The organism is Exiguobacterium sp. (assembly GCF_020832205.1).
In the GTDB taxonomy this organism is placed as follows: domain Bacteria; phylum Bacillota; class Bacilli; order Exiguobacteriales; family Exiguobacteriaceae; genus Exiguobacterium.
The window spans coordinates 11,263-33,844 of the sequence record NZ_JAFIFD010000026.1 but is presented as its reverse complement, the minus strand read 5'-3'; the positions used below and the strand labels follow the sequence as shown (position 1 = coordinate 33,844).

Annotated in this window: 19 protein-coding genes and 1 riboswitch; of the genes, 4 read left to right on the top strand and 15 right to left on the bottom strand. The window is 54.8% G+C overall.

The window, feature by feature from the left end:
* Nucleotides 1-56 precede the first annotated feature (56 nt).
* The 7 genes from JJU47_RS06215 to JJU47_RS06185 form a co-directional block, all read right to left on the bottom strand.
* Complete coding sequence (locus JJU47_RS06215; protein WP_228617219.1) at nt 57-1,154, bottom strand: HD-GYP domain-containing protein; 1,098 nt, start codon at nt 1,152-1,154, stop codon at nt 57-59.
* Nucleotides 1,144-3,051 carry a GAF domain-containing hybrid sensor histidine kinase/response regulator gene (locus JJU47_RS06210; RefSeq protein ID WP_228617216.1) on the bottom strand — a complete coding sequence of 636 codons (1,908 nt, stop codon included), beginning with the start codon at nt 3,049-3,051 and terminating at the stop codon, nt 1,144-1,146. Before JJU47_RS06210 ends, JJU47_RS06215 begins: the two co-directional genes overlap by 11 nt.
* Before the next feature lie 129 nt (nt 3,052-3,180).
* Nucleotides 3,181-3,645 carry a 6,7-dimethyl-8-ribityllumazine synthase gene (gene ribH, locus JJU47_RS06205; protein WP_300997523.1) on the bottom strand — a complete coding sequence of 155 codons (465 nt, stop codon included), beginning with the start codon at nt 3,643-3,645 and terminating at the stop codon, nt 3,181-3,183.
* Complete coding sequence (gene ribB, locus JJU47_RS06200; RefSeq protein ID WP_228617212.1) at nt 3,642-4,826, bottom strand: 3,4-dihydroxy-2-butanone-4-phosphate synthase; 1,185 nt, start codon at nt 4,824-4,826, stop codon at nt 3,642-3,644. Before ribB ends, ribH begins: the two co-directional genes overlap by 4 nt.
* On the bottom strand, nt 4,826-5,467 hold the full coding sequence (gene ribE, locus JJU47_RS06195) for a riboflavin synthase (protein WP_228617210.1): 642 nt from the start codon (nt 5,465-5,467) through the stop codon (nt 4,826-4,828). Before ribE ends, ribB begins: the two co-directional genes overlap by 1 nt.
* Entirely contained in the window at nt 5,448-6,527 is a 1,080-nt protein-coding gene (gene ribD, locus JJU47_RS06190; protein WP_228617206.1) for a bifunctional diaminohydroxyphosphoribosylaminopyrimidine deaminase/5-amino-6-(5-phosphoribosylamino)uracil reductase RibD, read from the bottom strand. The genes ribE and ribD overlap by 20 nt, the downstream gene beginning before the upstream one ends.
* 152 nt (nt 6,528-6,679) lie before the next feature.
* Nucleotides 6,680-6,822: riboswitch (FMN riboswitch) on the bottom strand.
* A 94-nt stretch (nt 6,823-6,916) separates the two neighbouring features.
* Complete coding sequence (locus tag JJU47_RS06185) at nt 6,917-7,729, bottom strand: undecaprenyl-diphosphate phosphatase (protein WP_024370573.1); 813 nt, start codon at nt 7,727-7,729, stop codon at nt 6,917-6,919.
* 453 nt (nt 7,730-8,182) lie between these two features.
* Here JJU47_RS06185 and JJU47_RS06180 point away from each other — a divergent pair, with 453 nt between their 5' ends.
* The gene (locus tag JJU47_RS06180; RefSeq protein WP_228617204.1) at nt 8,183-8,824 is read left to right on the top strand and encodes a homing endonuclease associated repeat-containing protein; all 642 of its coding nucleotides are present in this window, start codon (nt 8,183-8,185) and stop codon (nt 8,822-8,824) included.
* A gap of 43 nt (nt 8,825-8,867) precedes the next feature.
* Here the strand turns inward: JJU47_RS06180 and JJU47_RS06175 are convergent, their stop codons facing one another.
* Nucleotides 8,868-10,550: a GGDEF domain-containing protein gene (locus JJU47_RS06175; protein WP_228617201.1), complete on the bottom strand. Its 1,683-nt coding sequence runs from the start codon at nt 10,548-10,550 to the stop codon at nt 8,868-8,870.
* A gap of 121 nt (nt 10,551-10,671) precedes the next feature.
* The gene (locus JJU47_RS06170) at nt 10,672-11,502 is read right to left on the bottom strand and encodes a DegV family protein (RefSeq protein WP_228617199.1); all 831 of its coding nucleotides are present in this window, start codon (nt 11,500-11,502) and stop codon (nt 10,672-10,674) included.
* A 175-nt stretch (nt 11,503-11,677) separates the two neighbouring features.
* On the opposite strand from JJU47_RS06170, the gene JJU47_RS06165 reads away from it, so the two are divergent.
* The 3 genes from JJU47_RS06165 (at nt 11,678) to JJU47_RS06155 (ending at nt 15,515) form a co-directional block, all read left to right on the top strand.
* On the top strand, nt 11,678-12,376 hold the full coding sequence (locus JJU47_RS06165) for an ABC transporter ATP-binding protein (protein ID WP_228617196.1): 699 nt from the start codon (nt 11,678-11,680) through the stop codon (nt 12,374-12,376).
* A 5-nt stretch (nt 12,377-12,381) separates the two neighbouring features.
* Nucleotides 12,382-14,703, top strand: coding sequence for an ABC transporter permease (locus JJU47_RS06160; RefSeq protein ID WP_228617194.1), 2,322 nt, complete (start codon nt 12,382-12,384; stop codon nt 14,701-14,703).
* 83 nt (nt 14,704-14,786) lie between these two features.
* Nucleotides 14,787-15,515, top strand: coding sequence for a hypothetical protein (locus JJU47_RS06155; RefSeq protein ID WP_228617191.1), 729 nt, complete (start codon nt 14,787-14,789; stop codon nt 15,513-15,515).
* A gap of 68 nt (nt 15,516-15,583) precedes the next feature.
* On the opposite strand, the gene JJU47_RS06150 is transcribed toward JJU47_RS06155, so the two are convergent.
* The 6 genes from JJU47_RS06150 to JJU47_RS06125 all read right to left on the bottom strand — a co-directional run bounded on the left by JJU47_RS06150 (nt 15,584) and on the right by JJU47_RS06125 (nt 22,364).
* Nucleotides 15,584-16,498 carry a DUF5996 family protein gene (locus JJU47_RS06150; RefSeq protein WP_228617189.1) on the bottom strand — a complete coding sequence of 305 codons (915 nt, stop codon included), beginning with the start codon at nt 16,496-16,498 and terminating at the stop codon, nt 15,584-15,586.
* Between the two features lie 105 nt (nt 16,499-16,603).
* Nucleotides 16,604-16,927 carry a thioredoxin family protein gene (locus JJU47_RS06145; protein ID WP_228617187.1) on the bottom strand — a complete coding sequence of 108 codons (324 nt, stop codon included), beginning with the start codon at nt 16,925-16,927 and terminating at the stop codon, nt 16,604-16,606.
* Nucleotides 16,928-16,946: 19 nt separating this feature from the next.
* Nucleotides 16,947-17,798, bottom strand: coding sequence for a DegV family protein (locus JJU47_RS06140; RefSeq protein WP_228617184.1), 852 nt, complete (start codon nt 17,796-17,798; stop codon nt 16,947-16,949).
* 112 nt (nt 17,799-17,910) lie between these two features.
* Nucleotides 17,911-18,327 (bottom strand): RDD family protein, encoded by a 417-nt coding sequence (locus JJU47_RS06135; RefSeq protein WP_228617182.1) that lies wholly within the window; start codon nt 18,325-18,327, stop codon nt 17,911-17,913.
* 18 nt (nt 18,328-18,345) lie between these two features.
* A complete protein-coding gene (locus JJU47_RS06130) occupies nt 18,346-19,419 on the bottom strand; it encodes a nitric oxide synthase oxygenase (RefSeq protein WP_300997516.1) in 1,074 nt (357 codons plus the stop codon).
* A 107-nt stretch (nt 19,420-19,526) separates the two neighbouring features.
* Nucleotides 19,527-22,364 (bottom strand): sensor domain-containing protein, encoded by a 2,838-nt coding sequence (locus JJU47_RS06125; RefSeq protein ID WP_228617177.1) that lies wholly within the window; start codon nt 22,362-22,364, stop codon nt 19,527-19,529.
* Between the last annotated feature and the right edge of the window lie 218 nt (nt 22,365-22,582).

The following is a 22,582-nucleotide window of genomic DNA, read 5'->3' as shown; positions in this document are numbered from 1 at the left end:
AAGATAAACTAACAAGGTTCGGCACCTCGTGAGGAGCCGAACCTTGTTTGCCTCTATTAAATGATAAGGAGAGGTTGAGCGTTACGATCTACTTGCCCCGCTTCGTAGATTGAATCAAAGACGGTAGAGAAAAGCCGATCGTGAGTCAAGAATAGATCAAACAAATATGGATCAAACGTGCCTTTCATTTGGCGCATCATCTCCAATGTCTCCAGGTGTGTGTACGCTGGTTTGTACGGCCGTAAAGTCCTAAGGGCATCATACACATCGACGATACTTACAATTCTCGCCGCAAGCGGAATTGCTTCTTTCGATAAACCATGGACATAGCCTTGTCCATCCCATGTCTCGTGATGGTACAATGCGATATCCATAGCCATCTGGATAAAGGAGTTTTCCGGAAACTGGTGATGTAGCTCACCAAGCACTTCTCCCCCTACTCGAACATGTTCTTTCATAAGCAGCCATTCGTCTTCGGTCAGCTTGCCCTCCTTCAACAAGATCGCATCAGGGACGGCAATCTTTCCAATATCATGTAGCGGTGCAGCCAAGCGGATCGCTTCGACAAACATCGAATTCACTTGTGACCCCGGTTCCTTTTGAACAATCCCAGCCAAACTTGTCGCAAGCGCTTGGACTCTTTCGATATGATTACCCGTGTCGTTGTCACGCAATCCAGATAGTCGAAGCAATGTTTTAACTAGGCCTTCTTGATACTCCTGTAACTGTTTTTCTTTTTCTTCGAGATTGTAAGAGAATTGTTCACGTTCATTCACATTTTTTAATTGAGCGCTTAGACGTAATAATACTTCTTCTGGGTGAATCGGTTTTGTAATGTAATCTTGCCCACCGGCTTCGAATGCTCGTACTTTATCGTATGACTCGGTCAGTGCACTTAAAAATATAACAGGGATGTTCGGATTATATCGTCTCCGGAGTGTCTCACATACTTCATAGCCATCCATGTCAGGCATCATAATATCTAATAAAATCAAATCAGGCTCTATTTGTTCCATCGCCTGTAGCATAAACTTGCCATTTGGATAGACGCGCACATGGTAATCGGCTTGGCTTAAAATATCATAGAGCAAACGCAAGTTGGCAGGCGTATCATCGACGACAAAAATTGTTCTCTTTTTTGTTTCACTCAGCACGATCAGCTCCTAATTCTCGTTGCAAATGACGACTCGCCGCCTCATAGTCGAACCGATCGAGTGCATCCCAAATGACCTGTAGGTGAGGGGCCTTTTGTTGATAGGTTTGTATGAATCGCTCAATCGTTTCAACGTCTCCCTCTTGAACCGCGTTGTGGACGTTTCGCAACATGTCGTGGGAATCGACGACAATATCCCCTCTATGACGATACATCGCATCAAACAATTGCTTTGGATGAAACGGCTTCGAGACGAACGCGCACGCCCCTGAAGCAAACGCTCGTTGACGGTCCTCTTCGAAAGCGTTCGCCGAGATGAAGATGATCGGCGGACAATCATCACGCTGTTTGAGTTCCGCAGCCACATCTGCCCCGTTCCCATCTGGCAATCTCATATCTAATAAAATCATATCGTACCGCTCAGTCGCCGTCCGTTCGAGTGCATGTTTACCAGAAGCAGTCATACTGACGCTACAACCGGCCGCTTCGAGCAGTTCCCGTATAATGTCTTGTTGCGCAGGCGTGTCTTCTACGACAAGGACGTGCATGTCGGCAAATCGCACATCCGTCCACTCTTCAAAATCGCGAACGCCTTGTGCCACCCCTTCCTCTATCTCCACCGGCAAGGTAAAGACGAAGCGACTGCCGCGTCCAAGTTCGCTCTCTACTTGAAGGTCCCCGCCGAGCAACGTCGCGTATTGCTTGCTAATCGGCAACCCTAACCCCGTTCCTTGATGCTGGTCGGTATATTTTTTTTGGTAAAACGGTTCGAATAACAGTTCGAGTTCTTGTCCATCCACGCCTCGTCCCGTATCAGTGACCGCAAAGCGAAGTTCACCTGCAGAAACGGAAAGCTCGAGCCGGACCGTCCCTTGCTCGGTAAACTTCAACGCGTTCTGCATCAGATTGATCAAAATTTGTTTTACTTTCGTCGGATCGCTCGTGACGTGTTCGGGAACTTGTTGTTCCATCTCGACGGTCAACGCGACACCTTTTTGCTGTGCCATCATATCAAACATACGATAAACCTCTCGCATCATCACCGGGAGGGAGAAGGTTTGCTTCACCACTCGTACATAACCGGATTCGATTTTGGACATGTCTAAAATTTCATTGATGAGCGTCAACAAATGTTCGCCGTTCTGAAGAATGTCATCGATTCGCCGCTCACTATTTTGATCGAATCCACTACGTTTCAGTAAATGGGAAAAACCAAGAATCGCATTCAGCGGAGTCCGAATCTCGTGGCTCATGTTTGAAAGAAATTCGCTTTTGGCGATGTTCGCCCGCTCCGCCTCTTGTTTTGCCGCGATAAGTTGTTGATAAATCGTTTCGCGCTGCGCTTCGATCCGGTGTCGTTCGACCGCTCCGAGAAGAGCGTTACTAAAATCTTTTAGTACCCGTTGTTCATGGGTCGAATACGTCCGTTCCTGAATCACCGAATCAAATCCAACGAAACCATGGCACGCGTTGCCGCTCATCATCGGGACCGCTAAAAGACTTTGGATATGCTGGGGCTCAAGAATTTGCCGAATCCCGCTGTCGATCGGCAACGCATGAACTTGAGGAATATACATCGGCTCCCCTTTCATGTGCGTCTCCACCCATTCAGGCAATGCCTCCAAAGGGACATTTTGCAAATTTTCCAACTCGGCCGAAACCCCTGGCGCACACCATTCAAACGTGTTGTGGCAAAGTCCCTCGTCGAAATCATAATCAAACACATAGACGCGGTCCGTCTGAAAATAACGTCCGAGCTCCTCCAATGAATGATTCACCCGGTCCGAGAAGTCTTCCAGCGAAGTCGTCAAAAAGCGGTTCAACAGAAGCGAGACTAGATGATGCAATTCTTCTTGTTTTCGTAGCTCTTCTTCCAGGGCGATAACGATTTTCCTCATCCGGATCCCTCCACCATTCTTATATACATAAGTATCGGCTATATGAGAGGATTAATTGAGTCTATTATCCTATTTATGTATAGGTATAAAGAATCAATTTAAAAAGGAGCGACATGCGCTCCTTTCTTTTTAAAATTGTTTCATCATGTTCGCCATCTCGATGGCCGATGTCGCCGCTTCCCAGCCTTTGTTCCCGGCTTTCGTCCCGGCCCGTTCGATCGCCTGCTCGATCGTCTCGGTCGTCAACACGCCGAAGATGACCGGCACTTCCGACTGATAGCTCGCCTGGGCGATGCCTTTCGCCGCCTCGTTACAGACGTAGTCAAAGTGCGGCGTCGCTCCGCGGATGACGGCGCCGAGTGTGATGACGGCGTCATATTTTTTGCTCATCGCCATCTTCTTCGCGACGAGCGGAAGCTCGAACGCACCCGGCACGAAGGCGAGCGCGACGTCTTCTTGTTCGACGCCGTGGCGCTTGAGCGCGTCTTTCGCCCCGTCTAATAAGCGCATCGTGATAAGATCATTGAACCGTCCGACGACGATTCCGACTTTTAATCCTTTACCGACCAAGTTACCTTCAATTGTATGCATCATTTGACTTCTCCTCCAAAATGGTTCATTTTTTGTTGTTTCGTTAACCGGTATTTCTCATTCGCCGCATGCTCCCCGACGATAATCGGTACCCGTTCGATGACGGTGATGCCGCACGCTTCAAGGGCATCGACTTTCTCCGGGTTGTTCGTCATGAGCCGGACGTTCGTGACACCGAGGTCACGGAGCATCGCCGCGCTGACACGGTAATCACGCAAATCGGCATGCAGGCCGAGTGCGACGTTCGCCTCGACCGTGTCGAGCCCGCTTTCCTGCAATTCATAAGCCTTTAATTTATTCAACAGACCGATACCGCGGCCTTCTTGACGCATGTACAAGACGACACCGCCCTCGGCTTCAATCGTTGCCATCGCCGTGTCGAGTTGCGGCCCACAATCACAGCGGTACGAGCCGAACACGTCACCGGTCAAGCATTCCGAATGGATGCGGACGAGCGGGACGTTGCCGAGTTCACCTTTTAGTAAAGCGACGTGCTCTTCCTGGTCGAGGACGTTCCGATAACCGATCAATCGAAAGTCCCCTTTCACCGAGGGGAGAGAGACGTCCGCCTCTCGACTGACGAGATCCATCTCCATATAACGGACGAGCGCCTCGATTGTGATGAATTTCAAATCGTGACGTTCCGCGACGCGTTCGAGATCTGGCACTCGGGCCATCTCCCCGTCTTCGCGGATGATCTCGCAAATGACGGCGACCGGCTCACTGCCGGAGAGACGGGCCAAGTCGACCGACGCTTCCGTATGCCCGCGCCGTACCGAGACGCCGCCTTTTTTGGCAATGAGCGGGAAGATGTGCCCCGGTCGTTGAAAATCGGCCGGTCGGGCGTTACCGTTCGCGAGTTCGCGCACCGTGTGGGCCCGCTCGCTTGCCGAGATGCCCGTCGTCGAGTCGACGTGATCGACACTGACGGTGAACGCCGTTCCGTGTGGGTCGGTGCTGTTTACGACCATCGGCTGTAAATCGAGCCGGACGGCGACTTCTTCAGCGAGTGCCGCACAGACGAGCCCTTTTCCTTCCGTGATGAGGAAGTTCATCGTCTCGCCCGTCATCTTGTCGGCGAGGACGACGAAGTCGCCTTCGTTCTCCCGGTCCTCATCATCGACGACGATGACCGGACGACCCATCTTCAAGTCTTCTACCGCTTCTTCAATCGTGTGGAACATCACCATCCCGCCTTTCCATATCCTTGCGACGCCAATGATTCGAGCGTCATCGGTTTTTGATTCACTAGTTTTTCCATATATTTAGCCAACATGTCACATTCTAAATTGACTGGATCGCCTGCCTGCTTCATCCCGAGCACCGTCTCACTGTACGTATGGGGGATGAGCGACAACGTGAAGCCACGTTCGGTCACCTCGAACACCGTCAAGCTCGTCCCATCGACCGAGATCGAACCTTTCGGGACGATGTAACGGAGGAGTGACGGCTCGCAGCTGATGTCGACGTAGACGGCGTTCGCGAGCGACCGTTTCTTCACGATTCGCCCGACCCCGTCGACGTGACCGGATACGAAATGACCGCCGAAGCGTCCATTCGCCGGCATCGCCCGCTCCAAGTTCACACTCGTTCCGGGACGGACCCCGTCAAGACTCGACGCTTTGAGCGTTTCCGGCATGACGTCGACCGAGAAGCTGTCACGGTCGAACGTCGTCACGGTGAGGCAGATGCCGTTGACGGAGATGCTGTCGCCGAGCTTCACGTCTTCTAACACGACCTTTCCGCTGAGCGTGAGCCGCAGCGACGGGCCGTTCCGTTTCACCGCTTTCACACTGCCAATCTCTTCAACGATTCCCGTGAACATCGGTCTCCCCCTTTCGCATGACGAGCTTCACATCGGCTCCGACCGTCTCGACAGTTTGCACGGTGAACGCATCGATCGCGTCGAGCAGTCCTGTTTGACTCGACCGATACACCCCGCCGCTTCCACCGAATACGCGCGGCGACTGATACATGACCCACTCGTCGACGAATCGTCCGTCGAGGAACGACGTCACGAGCGTCGGGCCGGCTTCGATGAGGATGCGACCGACGCCGCGACCGTACACGTCTTTCAAGACGCCATCGAGCGTCGTGTAGTCAGCGAGTTCGACACCGCGTTCTATGAACGCGTCGCGCTTCACTTGATCGTCGGACGTCGTGTAAATGAGTACCGGACTGTCCGTGGCTGTCCGGACGAGCTGACTCGAGAGCGGTGTGCGCAAATCACGGTCGAGTACAATCCGAAGCGGTTGCGTCGTTTCACGGTCGAGCCGGACGGTGAGCGCCGGATTGTCGGCTATGACCGTGCCGACGCCGGTTAGGATGGCATCGACCGTCGCGCGCAACTCGTGGACGTCGCGTCTTGCCTCGGTACCGGTCACCCATTTGCTGTCACCTGAGTCGAGTGCGACTTTTCCGTCGAGGCTCGTCGCCGTCTTCAAGACGACGTATGGGCGTTTCGTCTCGAGTGAGCGCAAGAACGCCGGATTGAGCGCACGTGCCTCTTCCGCGAGCAGACCGACTTCGACGTCGATCCCGGCCGCCTTCAAACGCTTGATGCCACGCCCCGCGACGAGCGGGTTCGGGTCTTCCATCGCGATGACGACCCGTCTCACGCCTGACTCGATGAGCAAATCGGCGCACGGCGGTGTCTTGCCGTGGTGCGAGCACGGCTCGAGCGTGACGTATACGGTCGAACCGTATGCTGCTGCGCCGGCCATGCGGATGGCGTGGACTTCGGCATGTGGTTCCCCCGCCTTCAAATGCGCGCCGAACCCGACGATGCGGCCGTCTTTGACGACGACGGCCCCGACGTGCGGATTGACGCCGGTCGACGAGGCGAATCCCGCCAATTGAATGGCATGTTGCATGTACTGTTTCATAGTCTCCCTCCTTGTTTCGTACAAACAAAAAGACCTTAAGGACATGTCCTCAAGGTCTCGGTGGGAGTTGTCAGTCGTCATTTGGGCAGACCAAATAAGCGTTTTCTTTACAGAAAAACGGACGACAAACTACAGGTCGCGTGGACCTGTCGATTTTCCTTCTCCCATCCAGACTATACTGTCGGCTCTAGAGTCTCACTAGATCCACCGTTCGCACACGTGCGCCCGGGTCACGGACTTAAGGCGTTCGCCTATCACCGCCGGTTGGGACTTTCACCCGACCCCGAAGGAATATTTGTTTGTACGCACCTACTTTAGCGCAAAAATATGTCGATGGCAAAACAAAATGTGCAAAAAAAAAACGCCGCTCCGAGGAGCAGCGCTTTCCATCAAGCCAAGAAGAGGACGACGAGAATCCCGACAGCCCAGCAATAGAACGAGAAATACTTGAGTTCGCCTTTGGCCATGATATGTTGGAACCATTTGAGCGACACGGCCGTCAATACGTACGAGGCGATGAACGCCAAGATGAGCGGTCCGAACAGATCACGCGTCTCCGGGTCGGTGAAGAGCACCGGTCCGTCCAAAAGAATCGTCCCGAGACTGACCGGGATGAACATGAAGAACGAGAAGCGAAGCGCCGTCTCTTGTTTGATCCCGAGGAGGAGCGCCATGACGATCGTCGCCCCCGAGCGGCTGATCCCTGGGATGAGCGCGGCCGCCTGGGCGAGACCGATCAAGATGGCGTCACGGAGCGTGATGCCTCCGTCGCCTTTGCTCCCGCGCATGTTACGGATGAACCAGAGCGCGAGACCTGTGATGATCAACGTGTACCCGACCGTCGCGACGCCGCTCAGCTTCTCGCCGATCCAGTCGCCGAACAAGACGCCGAGCACGCCTGCCGGCACAGTCGCGACGAGCAAGAGCCCGATGAATTTGATGTCGACCATCGTGTCATCGCTCCGGTCTTTCTTAAAGAGAAACGTCCATAGACTCACGACGAGACGGACAACATCTTTCCGATATACCGTCAAGACGGCGAGAAGCGAGGCGAAGTTGACGAAGATCTCGAACGACAACCCCGGCAATTGAATGTTGAGCAGCTCCTGGAAGATAACCAAGTGACCGCTCGACGAGATCGGAATCGGTTCGGTAAACCCTTGGATCATCCCGAGCAACAAGTAAAATAACCATATTGTCATATCATATTATCCTCTTTTCTTTTTTTCACTCAATGCGGTTATTTTAGCAGACTCGGTCTGGTGCTGACCACTCTTTAAAAAAATCATATATTTTAAAAACTTTTATTGATTAGTCTGAAAATTAAATTTATTATAGAAGAGTACTCAACTGACGCGACGGTGATGACCCCATCGCCCAGTTGGGTACTTTTTTGTGCAATAATATTACATTTAATCCATTTTAAAAACTTTTTGTTTACATTTGGAATTAAATAATATTTAATTTGTAATAGAACTGTTACCATTTTTTCAAATTATGGATAAGTCTTTGGTCCTATCCCATTTCATTTCGCACTTAAAAAAACTTCAAAATTCGGCTTATGATTTGTAAAAATTGGCCGATAGTATGATTGTAGAAGCAATTTCTTCATCATTGTCGGTTCAGATATGAGTCCATGGAAGGAGGAACCATCATTGAGTCAAACGCTACCCACTAAATCCCACCACTTGTCCACCGAACAGCAGAGGATGGTCCACTGCATTCGCCTCCTCGGTGACTTGCTGAAGGAACGTCCACGCCGCTCCGTCTATCGCCGTTTCGCGATGGAACAGAACTGGCCGTCTCCGGAGTCGATTATCCGTCAGTTCGGATCATGGGCCGAGGCGCTTGCCATTGCCGGCTATGAATGGCACGGGGAAACGACAGTCGAGCTTCCGGATAAGATGCCGAAGTACACACGTGACGACATCATCGAGACGCTCGCACTCTATTCGCGTGACATGGGATCGATTATCACGCTCAAGAAGTATCAGGAATGGCGGAAGCTTCATCCGAAAGCACCGAGCCATTACCATATCGTCAAGACATTCGGTTCGTGGCACGATGCCTGCGCTGAAGCCGGACTTGAAGCGAGCGTGACGTATTCGAAGTCGGAGCTCTCGAACGCGCTTCGAGAGGCGATTCATGAGATGGGCTTCTCTCTTTCATTCGAGGCGTATCGTGAATGGGCGAAACGCAATAACAAGCCATCGACGAAAGCGATCTTGCATCGCTACGGTTCTTGGTCGGCCGCGATTCATGCGGTCGAATCAGAAATTTTTAGTTCGAAATTATAATCCATCATACGAAAAGGAGAATCCACAGCGGATTCTCCTTTTTTCATTGGATACGCTCGGTCGACGTATCGCGATAATGGGCGACCCGGTCGCGGCCGTTGAACTTCGCCCCGACGTACATCGCCCGGTCGGCGTTCCTGAGTACCGTGTCGAGTTCTTCATATTCATGGATCGTCTCGACGCCGATGCTCGCCGTCACTTGGATGCGCACCCCTTCCGTCCCGAATGGATGGGCCCGCAGCGCCTGTCGGATTTTCTCTCCGGTCAAGATGGCCGCTTGTTCGTTCGTACGCGGGAAGACGAAGACGAACTCTTCCCCGCCGTACCGGGTGACGAGGTCCCCTGTCCGGACGAGCCGCGTGAACAACGCCCCCGCCTCGATCAGCACTTCGTCCCCGAACGCGTGGCCGTACGTATCGTTCACCGACTTGAAGTGGTCGAGGTCGACGAGGAAGACCGACAGCGGGTAAGAAGCGACGTCGTTCATCCGTTCTTTCGTCCAGCGCCTGAGCGCCCGTTGGTTCGGGAGACCGGTGAGCGGGTCGGTCAAACTCTCATGTTGCAACCGGTCACGCTCGTCGATTCGCTCGAGTGACCAGGACAACGTCTTCAACAGACGATGAATCTCGACCGCGAGCGCTTCTTCATAGGCGCCGTTCGCCGTCGTCGAAATCATGCAGCTGACGGCGTTCGTCGTACTGCGGACCGGCTGGATGACGAGCGCCGACTGATGGAGCTCGGTCTGGTGCGCCAATAGCTCCGGATGCCACTCGTGGAGCGAGTCATAAAGAAAATACGTCTCCCCGGCGTCACGATGCCGTTCGAGTGTGTACGCGTCGGGGACGGCGCGGTCGACGCGGCCGGTCATATCGTAAAACGTCCGGTTGCCGCCGCGGTTCACTTGGAGCCAGCCCCGTTCTACTTCGACGACTTCCCGCAACCCGTTCCAAAACTTCTCGATGAGGAGCGGTTCGCTGTCAACACGATACAGCTGTTCTTTCAATCGTTCGATCTGGTCGATTTTCGTCTGCGTCTCCTCGGTCTCCGTCGCTTTCGACAAACTCATCTTCAAGAGCGACAACAACAGGAACGTCCCCATCAAGCCGACGTAGCCGAACAGTTGATACGCCTCGATCGCCACCATCGTGAACAACAGCTCGAGCGAGACGACGAGCCAGTCGAACCGGAGTAAACGCCACATGATCGGCAGCGGGATGCGCTCCCCGATCAAAAAGCGGGACAAGACGAAACTGAAACTGAGGACGAGATAGAGGACGGCGAAGAAGGAAAGCAGCGCCGTCCCTTGTTCAAGCAAGTGAACGGACGGGCCGATCTGTCCGCCGAGCCGCAAATAGACGAGTCCCGGAACGAGGAGAATCATCGCCTCGATGAGCGTGTTCAGCGGATAGAAATGGAGGAACCGCCTTCGCCCGACCCGTTTCGTGAACGATCTCGCCTGAAACGTCAACAGCAGCAACTGTCCCATGACGAGCGCCGGGACGAGCCCGTAAAAGAAGAACGTCATGAAGACGAACATCTCGTGGAACGTGAAGTGAAGATGCCGGCGCTTGAGCGGGTTCATCACGAACAAGGCGCCGAGCGTGTAGATGAACCAGAACAGCGTCCATTCGAACGCTCCCATACTCTGCCATGTGGAATAGATGATTCCGGCAAAGACGAGCGACCACAACAACCAACTGCGTACGAGATACTTGCGGAATCGCATCGCCTTCCCTCCTTTTTCGTTAGCATTCCTTAACAGTATGAAGGGTTTTGGTGAAAGATTCCAGCCGTTGTTTGAAAGTTGTGACAATGAAAAGACCGTGGCATATGCCACGGCCAAGAGCTTATTTCGCTTTCAAGTACGAGATGCCGATCGATCCAGAGCCGGTATGGGCCCCGAGGAGCGGTGCGAGCGTGTCGACGCGGATTGGCACGTCGCCGCCGAGCTGCTGTTTCCATGACTCGGCCAGTTCCGGCACGTTGCCGTGGAAGATCGAGACGTCTTTACATTCCCCTGACTCGATGGCGGCGCGAATCACTTCAAACAAGTGCGCTTGCGCCTTCTTGTACGTCCGTACCGTCTGATACGGGACGATGAGCCCGTCTTCGAAGCGGAGTACCGGCTTCAGTTGGAGCATGTTGCCGATGAGCGCCTTCGACTTCGAGATGCGGCCGCCCTTTTGCATTTGCGTCAAGTTTTGAATCGTCAACTCGATGCGGACGTCTTTGACGCGTTCTTTCATATACGCTTCGACGTCTTCTAACGCGTCACCGCGCTCGACGCGCTCGATTAATTCCTCGAGCAACAGCCCCATCGTATAAATGCCCGCTCGCGAGTCGATGGCGAGCAATTTGAACTCGGCGATCTCAGCGCCTTGCACCGATGCCGAATACGTGCCGCTCAAATCCGACGACAAATGGACGGCGATGCCCATGTCGTACGTCTGCTTCAACTCCTCGTAGAGAGTGACGAAGTCCCCAATCGCCGGCTGGCTCGTCGAGACGCGCTCCCCTGCGTCGATCCATTCGTATACCGTCTCGGCGTCGACTTCGATGCCGTCCTTGTAAGGCGTATCCCCTTTGACGACGTAGAGCGGGACGATGTGGATGTCGGGATGTTGTTTGATCGAATCCGGAAGGACGACCGTACTGTCCGTAATGTAAGCAATTTTCATAGTATGACTCTCCTTCAATCGAAATTAGTACCTGGTAATATTATTTTATCACAGTTGAAACGGTTTCACTATTTTTTGAAAAATGTACCCGTCTTCCAGAAATGTTCAAACGTAGCCGACGGGAAACGATCGGAAACGGGTACATAATTAGCAACGGCCAAAGGAGGTTTTTCTCATGATCCGACTCGAGAACGTCCATAAAGTGTACAAGACAGGAGACGTCGAGACCGCGGCGTTAAAAGAGATCAATTTGACGATTCAAGACGGAGCGTTCGTCGTCATCTTAGGTCCGAGCGGCAGCGGCAAAAGCACGCTCTTGAACGTCATCAGCGGGCTCGACACGGTGACGTCCGGGGTCATCACGTTCGATTCGACCGTCCTGACCGACCTCACCCCGGAACAGATGACCGCGTTTCGGCGTGACCATCTCGGCTTCATCTTTCAACAATACAACTTGCTTCAAAATTTGACCGTCTATGAGAACATTCAAATCGGCGCCGACTTGTCGAGTAAACCGTTATCAATCGACGAGTTGCTCGAGCAGGTCGGCCTCGCATCGGCTCGCGACAAGTATCCGTATCAATTGTCCGGTGGAGAACAACAGCGCGTCTCCGTCGCCAGGAGCCTCGCGAAAAATCCGTCCATCGTCTTTTGTGACGAACCGACCGGATCACTCGACGAAGATAACTCGAAGCGTGTGCTCGAGCTGCTCGAACGGTTGAACGAGAAGTACGGCAAGACGATCGTCGTCATCACCCACAACACCGGGATCGGGGCGATGGCCGACGACGTCATTAAAATGAACTCCGGGCGCATCGTCGAGCTGAAGCATAACCCGGTCCGACAAGCCGCTCGCGACATCCACTGGGGGTGAGACCGATGCTTTATAAAAACGTCTGGAAAACGCTCGCCGGCAAATGGATGCAGCTCGTCGCCATCGCCGTCATCATCGTCATGAGCTCGCTCACGTACACGATGATGTTCTATGGCATCAGCGGCATCGAAGTCCCGACCGAAGACTATTTACGATCTTCCAACCAAGAGGATTTCGCCGTCGAGATGCTGAACCGCGTCACCGAACAAGAAGCGGCGGACCCCGCCATCGGTGCGCTCGCCGCCGCGGGCACGTACACGTTGTCGGACTTGAAGCAAGTCGACCGGGCCACGTTCGATGACTTGATCTCGGACCGGATCGACGCGCTCGAGGCCGAAATGCCGGACGCCCGTCTCGAGCTCCGGGAATCGAAACTCATCTCCTATTCGTTCGAAGGCACCGACCATCGCGGGCTCATCTTAAAAGAAGCGGACACGATCAACGTGTCGTACCTCGAGGCCGGCCAGCGCCCGAACGCGGACGATGAAGTCGCCATCAATGCGAAGTATGCCGAAAAGAACGGCATCGAGATCGGCGACACGCTCGATTTCGGGACGCCGTTCACCGTGAGCGGCTTCGTCTTGTTCCCGGACTATACGCTGCCGCTCTTCGATGACAACTTCTTCAACCTCGACGCCGGCACGCAGACGCTCCTGCTCATGACGGACGCGGCGTATGAAGCGACCGTGGCCCAAGAGACGTTTCGCATCGCCGGCGTGACGGACGGACCGGTCGCAGACGTCGACCTCCCGTTCGTCATCACGGTCATGGAGACCGAGAACATTATGCGCAGCGGCGCCATCTACAGCGAGATCTCGTCCGGCAAGGCGATGGCGCTCGGGTTGAGCCTCTTCATCGTCTCGATCGCCGTCATCATCGTCGGCATCTTGATTTCGAACATGCTCGAAGCCGAGCGCGGACAAATCGGGCTGCTGAAAGCGATCGGGTATAGCCGCCGGCAAATCGCCGCGCCGTATTTGGTGCTCATCCTCGTCTTCGCGACGGTCATGCTCGTCATCGGCTACTTCCTCGGCCTCTATTTCGCCGAACCGCTTAAAAACTTGTACCTCGACTTTTATTTACTGCCGTCCATCACCATCGCCCAAAGTCCGGTCGTCTTCCTCACGGCCGTGTTCGCCCCGCTCTTGTTCTTCGCACTCGTCGCCGGCGCCGTCATCTTTAAATTGATGGGAGAAAGTGCGCTCGCGCTTCTCTCGCCGCGGGACAACGTCTCCCTCAATCGGCTCAGCCGCATCGTCAGCCGCTTGCTGCGCCGCGCCCGCGGCAAGACGAAGTTCAAATATTTGTACGCCGTCAAGAGCACGGGCAGCTTCGTCATCTTCTTTTTCGGTATTTTGTTCTCGACGCTCCTCATCGTCTTCGCTCTCATGATGAACGGTGCCGTCGACCGGATGACGGTCGGCGGGTTGAACGACGTCGACTACGCGTATGAGGCGTATACCGGAGCGACGACCCCGACACTCGTCGACGGGCAAGAACCGTTCCTCACCTATCCGTTCGCATTCGTCAACGACAAGCTCGTCACACTCAAAGGGCTCGATGACGACAACACGCTCTATCGATTGCGTGACGGGGACGGCAACGAGCTGCGGCCTGCTCCGGACGGCGTCATCATCTCTGAGCCGCTCGCGTTGAAGCAACGGCTCACGCCCGGTGACACGCTCGACGTCTCCCTCGACGGTGACTCGTTGTCTTATGAGATCCTCGGGGTCGCCGACGACTTCACAGGCGACATCGTCTATTTGCCGCGGACGACGCTGAGCGAACAATTGTCGGACGGGGCTTCCAGCGACTTGTTCAACGGGGTATATGCGAACGAGCGGCCGAACGAGGCGGACTATCCGACGATCTTGTCACGCGACGGCTTGATCGAGCAGTCGCAGTCGCTTAACGAATATATGAACTTGATGATGAACGTCATGATCGGTGCCTCCGCCTTGATCGCGTTCAGTATCTTGTTCGTCTTGACGGCGCTCACGGTCGAGAAGAACTATTACGTCATCTCGCTCTTGAAAGTGATGGGCTACGATCGCCGCGAGGTCCGCTCGATGATCCTCAACAGCTATTTCGTCTACGCCCTCGTCTCGGCGCTCCTCAGCATCCCAATCGCCATCGTGACGCTGCGGCTCATCGTCATCATTTTCGCCGAGGATTATGGCTTCGTCCTCCCGCTCGAGTTTGACTGGATTTACGTCCTGTATACGGTCGGTGTCGTCGTCTTGCTCTTCTTCGCGAGCACGTTCGTCAGCCGCAGAAAAATCGACCAAATCCCGCTTCAAGAAGTATTGAAGACGTATCAAGAATAATTTGCCTTGAAATAGGGCATAATAAGAGAAGAGACCGGGCCTCTCTCAAGAGAGGCCCAACTATTTAGAAGAGGATGATTCATATGAACCGTACACAAGTGTTGCTCGCCATTCCAGGGAACTGGTCATCGGCCGAGGCAGTCAACGAACAAATCAGCTTACATAGCGAAGGCTACACGATGGCAGGTCTGCTGCTCTTAGAAGACGAGACCGGCAAGGCGTTCACGGTCGAAGTCATCGAACGTGACCCGGCGCTCGCCGAGGCGATGATCCACGCGAGCACGAGCGGCTTCACACCGAAAGTCGCCAAAGGACTCGCCCGTCACACGCACATCGTCTACTTGATCGTCGACGTCAACGACGTGTCCGACATCGCGGCGGCCCGCCGTGCAGCGAATGCCCTCTTGAACGCCGGCGGACTTGGCGTCATGGTCGAGACGGCAGGCGTCGCCTACTCGAAAGACGAGTGGCAAGAATCAAAAGAAGAAGACCTCGCCCTCGACTATTCGCTCCTTACGGCGATCACGGAAGAAGAGACGTCGTACATGTCATGGGGCATGAAAGCGTTCGGCCAAGCCGACGTCGCCGTCCCGTCGACACTTGAAGTCGAGGATGCGATTCACGTCATCCACTCGTTCAACTTCCACTTGATCTCAGGCGGCTCGATGTTCGGCGACGGCGACAGCTTCGCGTTCGAGGACGGCAAATCGTTCACGGTCGAGATGGGCGAAGACGAGCGGACGTCGATCGATAACTTGCTCCACAATCCGTTCGGTTTGATTTACCTCGTTCCGCAAACAACTGAAGGCTGAGTAAAATAATCGATTATAATCGATTATTATTAATCGGTTCAAATAATAGATTAGAACAAAACAAGAGCTCACGGACTTTCGTCCATGGGCTCTTGTTTCGGTTGTGCGGGCATCTTGAGCGGTAAGAAATAATGGTCGCACCCTTCCCACCCTAACTGCTCGCTCAACAGATCGAACGACGTGCGGAAGAAGGACTGAACGTCCCGGTCCGTCACATATTCGAGCGACAAGAAACATTCGCTCATCGCGGCGTCGTAGTAGGCATCCGCCGGTTGGATACGCTCCGAGGGGAGTTCCGTGTATTGGAACGGATACGGCAAGACGAAAAACGTCGGCACATCGACAGACGCATCCCCGAGCCAAAATCCGAACTCGATCATCGGCTCGTCGAAAGCGGCCTTCTCGATGACCAAGTCTTTCGGGAACGGCTCGTGTTTGTTGTAGACGATGAGCGACGAGACGTCGAACGTGCCCCAAAACAACGCCGGCTTCACTTTACGGCACCGGAGCGGGGCAAGAAACGCCGTTTGCTCTCGGGCTGCGTATTGGAACAAGCGCATGCCTTTTTTCGCAGCGGCGGTGTCATAGGCGAGCGGGGACTCGTCCCGGTCGAGCCACCACGTGTCGGGCATTTCTTGAGACTCCGGGTTGATGCTGATCGCGACGCCAGACGCCCGAAGCGCACCAACGATTGCCTCATAGTACGACTTGATCGACGTCCCGGCCGTAAGCGGGATGGCGGTCGTTTCGGTGTCGATTCGCACTGTGATCACCGAAGCCGCCACATCGACATCGATTTCGAACAACATCTCCCCGCTCCAAAGCGGCCCAGTCGAAAATCCGGTCACGGTGAGCGGCAACGTGACATGTGCCCATTGCGGTTCTTGCGGGGCGAAGCCAAGCTTGAGCTTCCCTAAAATTTGCGACAGCAGATGCAAAGTGAGCTTCGTATCCTCCCATTCGGAGTGACGGATGATTTCCATCAGTGTTTCCCTCGTTTCTCCATTCGAAAAAGTGATGCGGCTACTTTCCTGATTCCCCGTGCCCGTCCCCCACAATCAAAAAATCCACAGACGGTTGTCTGTGGATCATTCGCACATCTGTTCAAGACGCTCGAGCTGGTGCGTCAATTCGCCGATCGGGACGAACCGGGCCCGGCGGAGCATCTCTTTTCCGTCGATGAAGTACAGGACGACCGGTACCGTGAAAATCGAATAGGCACCGGCGATGTCCGGCACCTCATCCGAATCGACCGCGACGGACGCGATGTGAGGAAACGCCGTCAGCATCTCCTCGACTTGCGGTTTGAGCGCATGACAGACGCTGCAACCCGGGTGCGAGACGTAGACGAGCAGCTGCTCCGTGTTCGCGACCCGCTCGTCCAAGGCGTCTAGTGTCATCACTGCTTCCATGTCGTTCCCTCCTTTACGTTCACGCGTCGAGCCAGAGTACCCCGACCGTCTCAAAGCCGGCGTGGACCGCGATTGACGGGCAGAAGCGCGTCTTCACGACTTCAAGGTCCGGCAGTTTCGATTCGATGAGCGCGACGAGGTCTGCTTGCATGTTTGGGGCGAGCGCCGTCTGGACGAAGACGCGGTTGTCGCGGACGCCGTTCGCCGCATGGCGACGTTCAAGCTCGCTTACCATCTCCACGTACGCTTTTTTGAGCGAACGCGCTTTTTTGAACGGGATGACTTTCCCGGTCTCGTCGAGCGTGATGATCGGCTTGATGTTCAAAATGTTGGCGAGGAATAGCTCGCCGGACGAGACGCGGCCGCCACGGCGCATCGTCTCCATATTGCCGATGATCATGAAGAAGTTTTTCTTGTCGCGCCACGCTTCAAGGAGCGCGACGATTTCTTCCGGCGTCTTCCCTTCTTTCTCGGCTTCGAGCCCGAGACGGACGAGTTCTTGTTGCGCTTCGAGCGCAGCGTGCGAGTCGACCGTATGAACAGTGAAGCCGGCCGCTTCGGCGGCAGCGCTCGAATTTTTCACCGTCGAGCTCAGCCCATTCGAACAGTGGACGGCAATGGCGCAGTCATATCCGTCTTCTTTCAAACGCTCATATCGCGCGATGAAATCACCGAAGATCGGTTGTGACGTCTTCGCTTCTTTCTTTTGGTCGATCATGTAACGATGCAAGTCTTCGAGCGACAAGTCGACCTCGCTGTAGCCGCTCCCGTCGACGATCAGTTGAATCGGGACGATCTCGACCCCAAGCTTGGCCGCTTCCTCTTTTGAAAAGTTGGCCATACTATCTGTGATCCATGCGATTTTTGTCATAAGTACAAATCCTCCGTTAATCGTTCGTTTTTGTCCACTCTCATTATACCTTATTTCTCCTGTCACTTCCCCGATGAAAAAAGCAGCGCGATAAGAATCGCCCTGCCTGTCGTCACTTCGTCGATATGAGCTTCGTGTGCGCGAACTCGTCGTGTGGGAGCTCGACGTCTTTGTTCGACTTCATCTGTTGGAGCGCCCGGAGGAGCGGAAGGCCGAGCGTCGCCGGATAGACGACGTCTTTATACAGCGTCCGTTTCACGACTTGTTCGAGCGAGAGCGGGCGCCCGTCTTGGCTCACGACTTTGATGCCGACGACTTGGTCGCCGATCGTCTGCCCGTTCTTGTTCAAGAGGAAGTACACTTCTCCGGCGATCATGACGAGCGTTGGTAAGTAATACCGCTTCACTTCTTTACCAGGCCGAAGTTTTTTACGGATCGCCTTCTCGACGAGTTTGGCCGGGGTTTGAAAGATCAGTTGGTCGATTTGACTGGCGACGGCGCGTTTCCAAATTGGGACTGCCACGTTCATCATCCTTTCGTTTCGGTTCTAGCCTTTCAATTCCTCTTTTGGCTTCGCTTGAAACGCCGAAAACGGGCAACCGGAGCGGGCGAACAAGTTCGGTGTGACAATCTCGTTGTCGTAATGTTGATGGAAGACGTGCGTCGCGGCCGGCGAGAGCGGCGGGATGAGCCAGCTCCATTGCCCGGTCACGGCGCGCCCGGCCTCCGTCTCGTTCTTCTCGAACCGCTTGAACTGTTTGGCCGCCGTGTGGTGGTCGACGATTGTCACGCCGGCTCGCTCGAACGACTGCAAGACGGCGACGTTCAGCTCGACGAGCGCCCGGTCACGCCACAATGTCCGCTCTTTCGTCGTATCGAGCCCGAGCGAGGCGCCGACGAGCGGCAACAAGTTGTAGCGGTCCGCATCAGCCAAGTTACGGGCACCGATCTCCGTCTCCATATACCAGCCGTTGAACGGGACCGAGGTGAAACGCACCCCGCCAATCTCGAGCTCCATATCGGCGATGGCCGGGACGGCGTGCCACTTGACGAGCCGTCCGTCAAACAAGTCGTAGTCGTCGTGCGTGATCTCCACTTCGAGCACCGCGTCCTCTGGCAGTTCATATAGCCGGACGTCACGGCCGTCCGTGATGAGGAGCGGCAAGACGTCAAACGCCGTCCCCGCCCCGCGCCACCCGAGGCGTTCGGCTTGGCGCGTGATCGCGAGCGACAACGGGTCCCCAAGGATGCCGTCCTCGGTCTCATACGCCGCATAGCGGACGAGCTGGCTGTTCAACAGGCGAAACTCGTTCGGGAGCACCGTCATCGTCGAACGGATTTTCCCGCCGTTCGTGGCGAAACGTAGATGGGCGACGAGCTGATCGAACACGCCGTCAAACGTCGTCACATGCCGGGCGTCACGGACGGTGAGCGTCTGCCAGAACAAGCGGCCGATACATCGGTTCGAGTTGCGCCAAGCGAGTTTCGCTCCTTCCGTCAATTCTTCGGTCGTGAGCGTATACGTGCCCGTCCGTTCGATCTCCGCCTCGACTGCGCGCAGCCGCTCGGTCTGGTCACCTGTCAGTTGTGAAAAAAAGTGTCGGGCTTCCTGTACCATCATGTCTGTCTCCTCTTCGTGTCTGTCCATTCCATCTTAAGTGAAACCCGTCCCGCTTTTCTACCCGCACGCAATACAAAAAAGCGAGCCGATGTGCCGGCTCGCTCGAATCACTCGGTCTCTTCGACCAAGTCTCTCGGTTGTTGGATCGTGAAGCCCCGCGGTTTCTCGCTCTCTAGAGCGGTCAACCGCTTCTCGAGCTCGACAGTCTGTTCATACGTCGCCTCGTATTGATACAGTCCGTTCGCGAGCTCGGTCAATCGCTTCACTTGAATCGGGAACGGCGGGTGGCCGTCGTCGAGCAAGAGGACGAGCGTGATGTCACTGTCGACCGGCAAGCGGATCGAGCCGTAAAAGGCGATCGTCTTGAAGCCGCGCCGCATGATGACGATCGGGGACGTTCCGACGGCGACATCTTGGTTCCGGAGTCGGGTGATGGTGATGCCGGCGTGAATCAAACGGCTCGCCGTCTGCACGGTCTCGACGTACTCTTCGATCGGCGGGAGCGTCCCGAGTCGGAGCGCCTGTTCGAACTCGTCCGTTTTTAACGGACGGCTGAAGATGTAACCTTGGATGACGTGACAGCCGAACTCCCGGAGCCGAAGCAAATCGTCCATCATCTCGACGCCTTCGACGACGACGTTCATGCCGAACTCTTCGGCGATGAGGAGCAGGCTCCGAATGATGCCTTGGGCTTTCCGGCTTTGGTTGACGTTATGGGCGAACACACGGTCGATCTTGATCGTCTGGGCGCTGTACGCCTGCAAATAGGCGAGCGACGAATACCCTTTCCCGAAGTCGTCGAACGCGATCGGCACACCGAGGTCGTTCAACCGTTTGAACGCTTCGGTGATCTGTTGGGCATCCTCTAACAGCGACGTCTCTGAGATTTCGACCTCAAGATAGCCTGGTGGTACGTTGAAGCGGTCGAGCATATCCTCGAGGACGCGTTCGAAATGTTCTTGGTACAAATATTTGGCCGACACGTTGATTGAGATCGGCACTTTCCGCTCGAGCGACGTCACATAGCGACACACTTCCTCGATCAGCCAGTTCGTCAGCTCGAGGTGAAGACTGCTCTCCTCGGCGAGCGGGATGAATTCGGCCGGGGAAATCGACCCCCACGTCGGGTGCGTCCAACGCATGAGCGCCTCGGCCCCGACGATTTGACCGGTCCAGGCGTTCACTTTCGGCTGGTACATGAGATAAAACTCTTTGTTCTTCAGCGCGTCGCGCATATCGCGAAGCAACTCGTACCGCTTGAGCGACTCGATGTCCATCTGCGACGAGTACAGTTCGAGTTTCGTCCCGACTTTCTTATCGACCCGGTTCATGGCGATGCAGGCGTGCTTGATGAGCTCGCTCGCCTGTTCCCCGTCTTCCGGATAGCGGCTCACGCCGATCGAGACGCGGGCGAACAAGTCGTACACGTCGATGCGGAAGCGGTATTTCGATAGCGACCCGAGCGTCTGTCCGAGCGCGAGCACTTCCGGGTCCTCCATCCGTCGCGGCAAGACGATTAACACGTTGTCCGCGTCGAGATGGCCGAGCAGTGCGTCTTTCGGCAACAGGCGGATCAACTGGTTCACTGTCGCGATGCGCCATTTGTCACCGAACTCGTAGCCGAACGTATGGTTGATCTCGCCGATCCGGTTGAACGACAAGGAGAACAACGTGAACGGGTCGCGCTTCCTCGTCAAATGGTAGACTGATTCGGTGTTCGGCATGTTCGTAATCGGGTCGAGCGAGGCGAGGCGCCAAATCTCTTCTTGCTGTTGCTTCAACTGGGTGATGTCTTTGACGAGCGTCCGGAAACCGACGACGTCCCCGTGCTCAGAAAAGATCGGTTCGCGGTTCTCTTCGATCCATTTGACCTCGCCCTTGGCGAAGATGCGGTAGGAGAACGTCGACGGTTTGCCGCTGAGCGTCACTTCCCGTGCTTGATTCACTTTCGGGACGTCGTCCGGGACGACGACTTTTTGCCAATAGTCCGGATGCGTGTTGAACTGGTCTTCCGTATAGCCGAAGATGAGCGAGAAACCAGGCGTCAAAAAGTTGAACCGTTTCGTGTCGAAGTACCGTTCAAAGATGACCGAATCGACGATTTCACACAACTGTTTCACTTTCGACCGCTCTTTCGTCAGCTCTTCTTCCACTTTCGTCAAGTTCGTCACGTCAAACATCGCCCACGTGACCGCTTTCCGGTCTTTCGACACCCCGACTTTAACGATGAGGTCCAAATATTTTTTCGCTTTCGGGTTGAAGGCGCGCAGTTGCGTCTCGTATTCGAACTGTTCGGGGTCGTGCAACAGCACTTCGAGCGCGGCGGCGAACGAGCCGCGGTCGTCCTCGTGAATCAAGTTCCGGAAATGCTCCCGTTTCATCTCGCCGAGCTGCCGCTTCGTCAGTCCGAGCAGTTTCCCCGTCTGCGGCGAGTGGTAAAACTCCCCCGTCTCAAGGTTCATCTCGACCAAGATGAGGCCCGGGATACGCTCGAACAACGTCCGGCTCACTTTCAAGCGGTTGTAGTTTTCTCGGAGCTCGGTCTGGGTCGTCAAGTCTTTGACGACCCCGTATAGTCCGGTGATGATGCGTCCGGCGTAAAGCGGCGTGTTCGTCACCGAGAAGTGCGCTTGTTTCCCGTTCACACTCACTTTGATCTCATAATGGACCGTCTCCCCTTGGAGCGCCCGGCCATGGAACGCGCACACGCGCTCACTTTCCGTTCGGGTCAACCACGACTTCGTCTGCAGGAAACGCTCTTCCTCCCCGTTGAACAATAGCGACAGCTTTTCGTTCGAATCAATCAGTTTCAATTCCCGATCGAGCACGTACACGGCGTCCGGATACTGATCCAACAGCAACGGGTCAAGATTGATCCGTTCACCGCGCTCTAGTTGTTCAACGTTCGATTCCAATGCATGCTTCCAGTTTCGGAAGAAGCCCATGTTCACCACTCCCCGGTGTGATAAATGTCACACATAATACTTTTCTCTCTCATTATATAAGACGGCACGGGCGATTTTAGCCGATTCTTTTGAAAATAAGGTGAATAATCTCTTTTATGTACATATTTTCAATAAAATGTCATGATTTCAACGTGTAACCCAATTTGACCGCCAAAGCCAAGTTCACAATTCCGACACATTAATCCATGCAAAAAGAC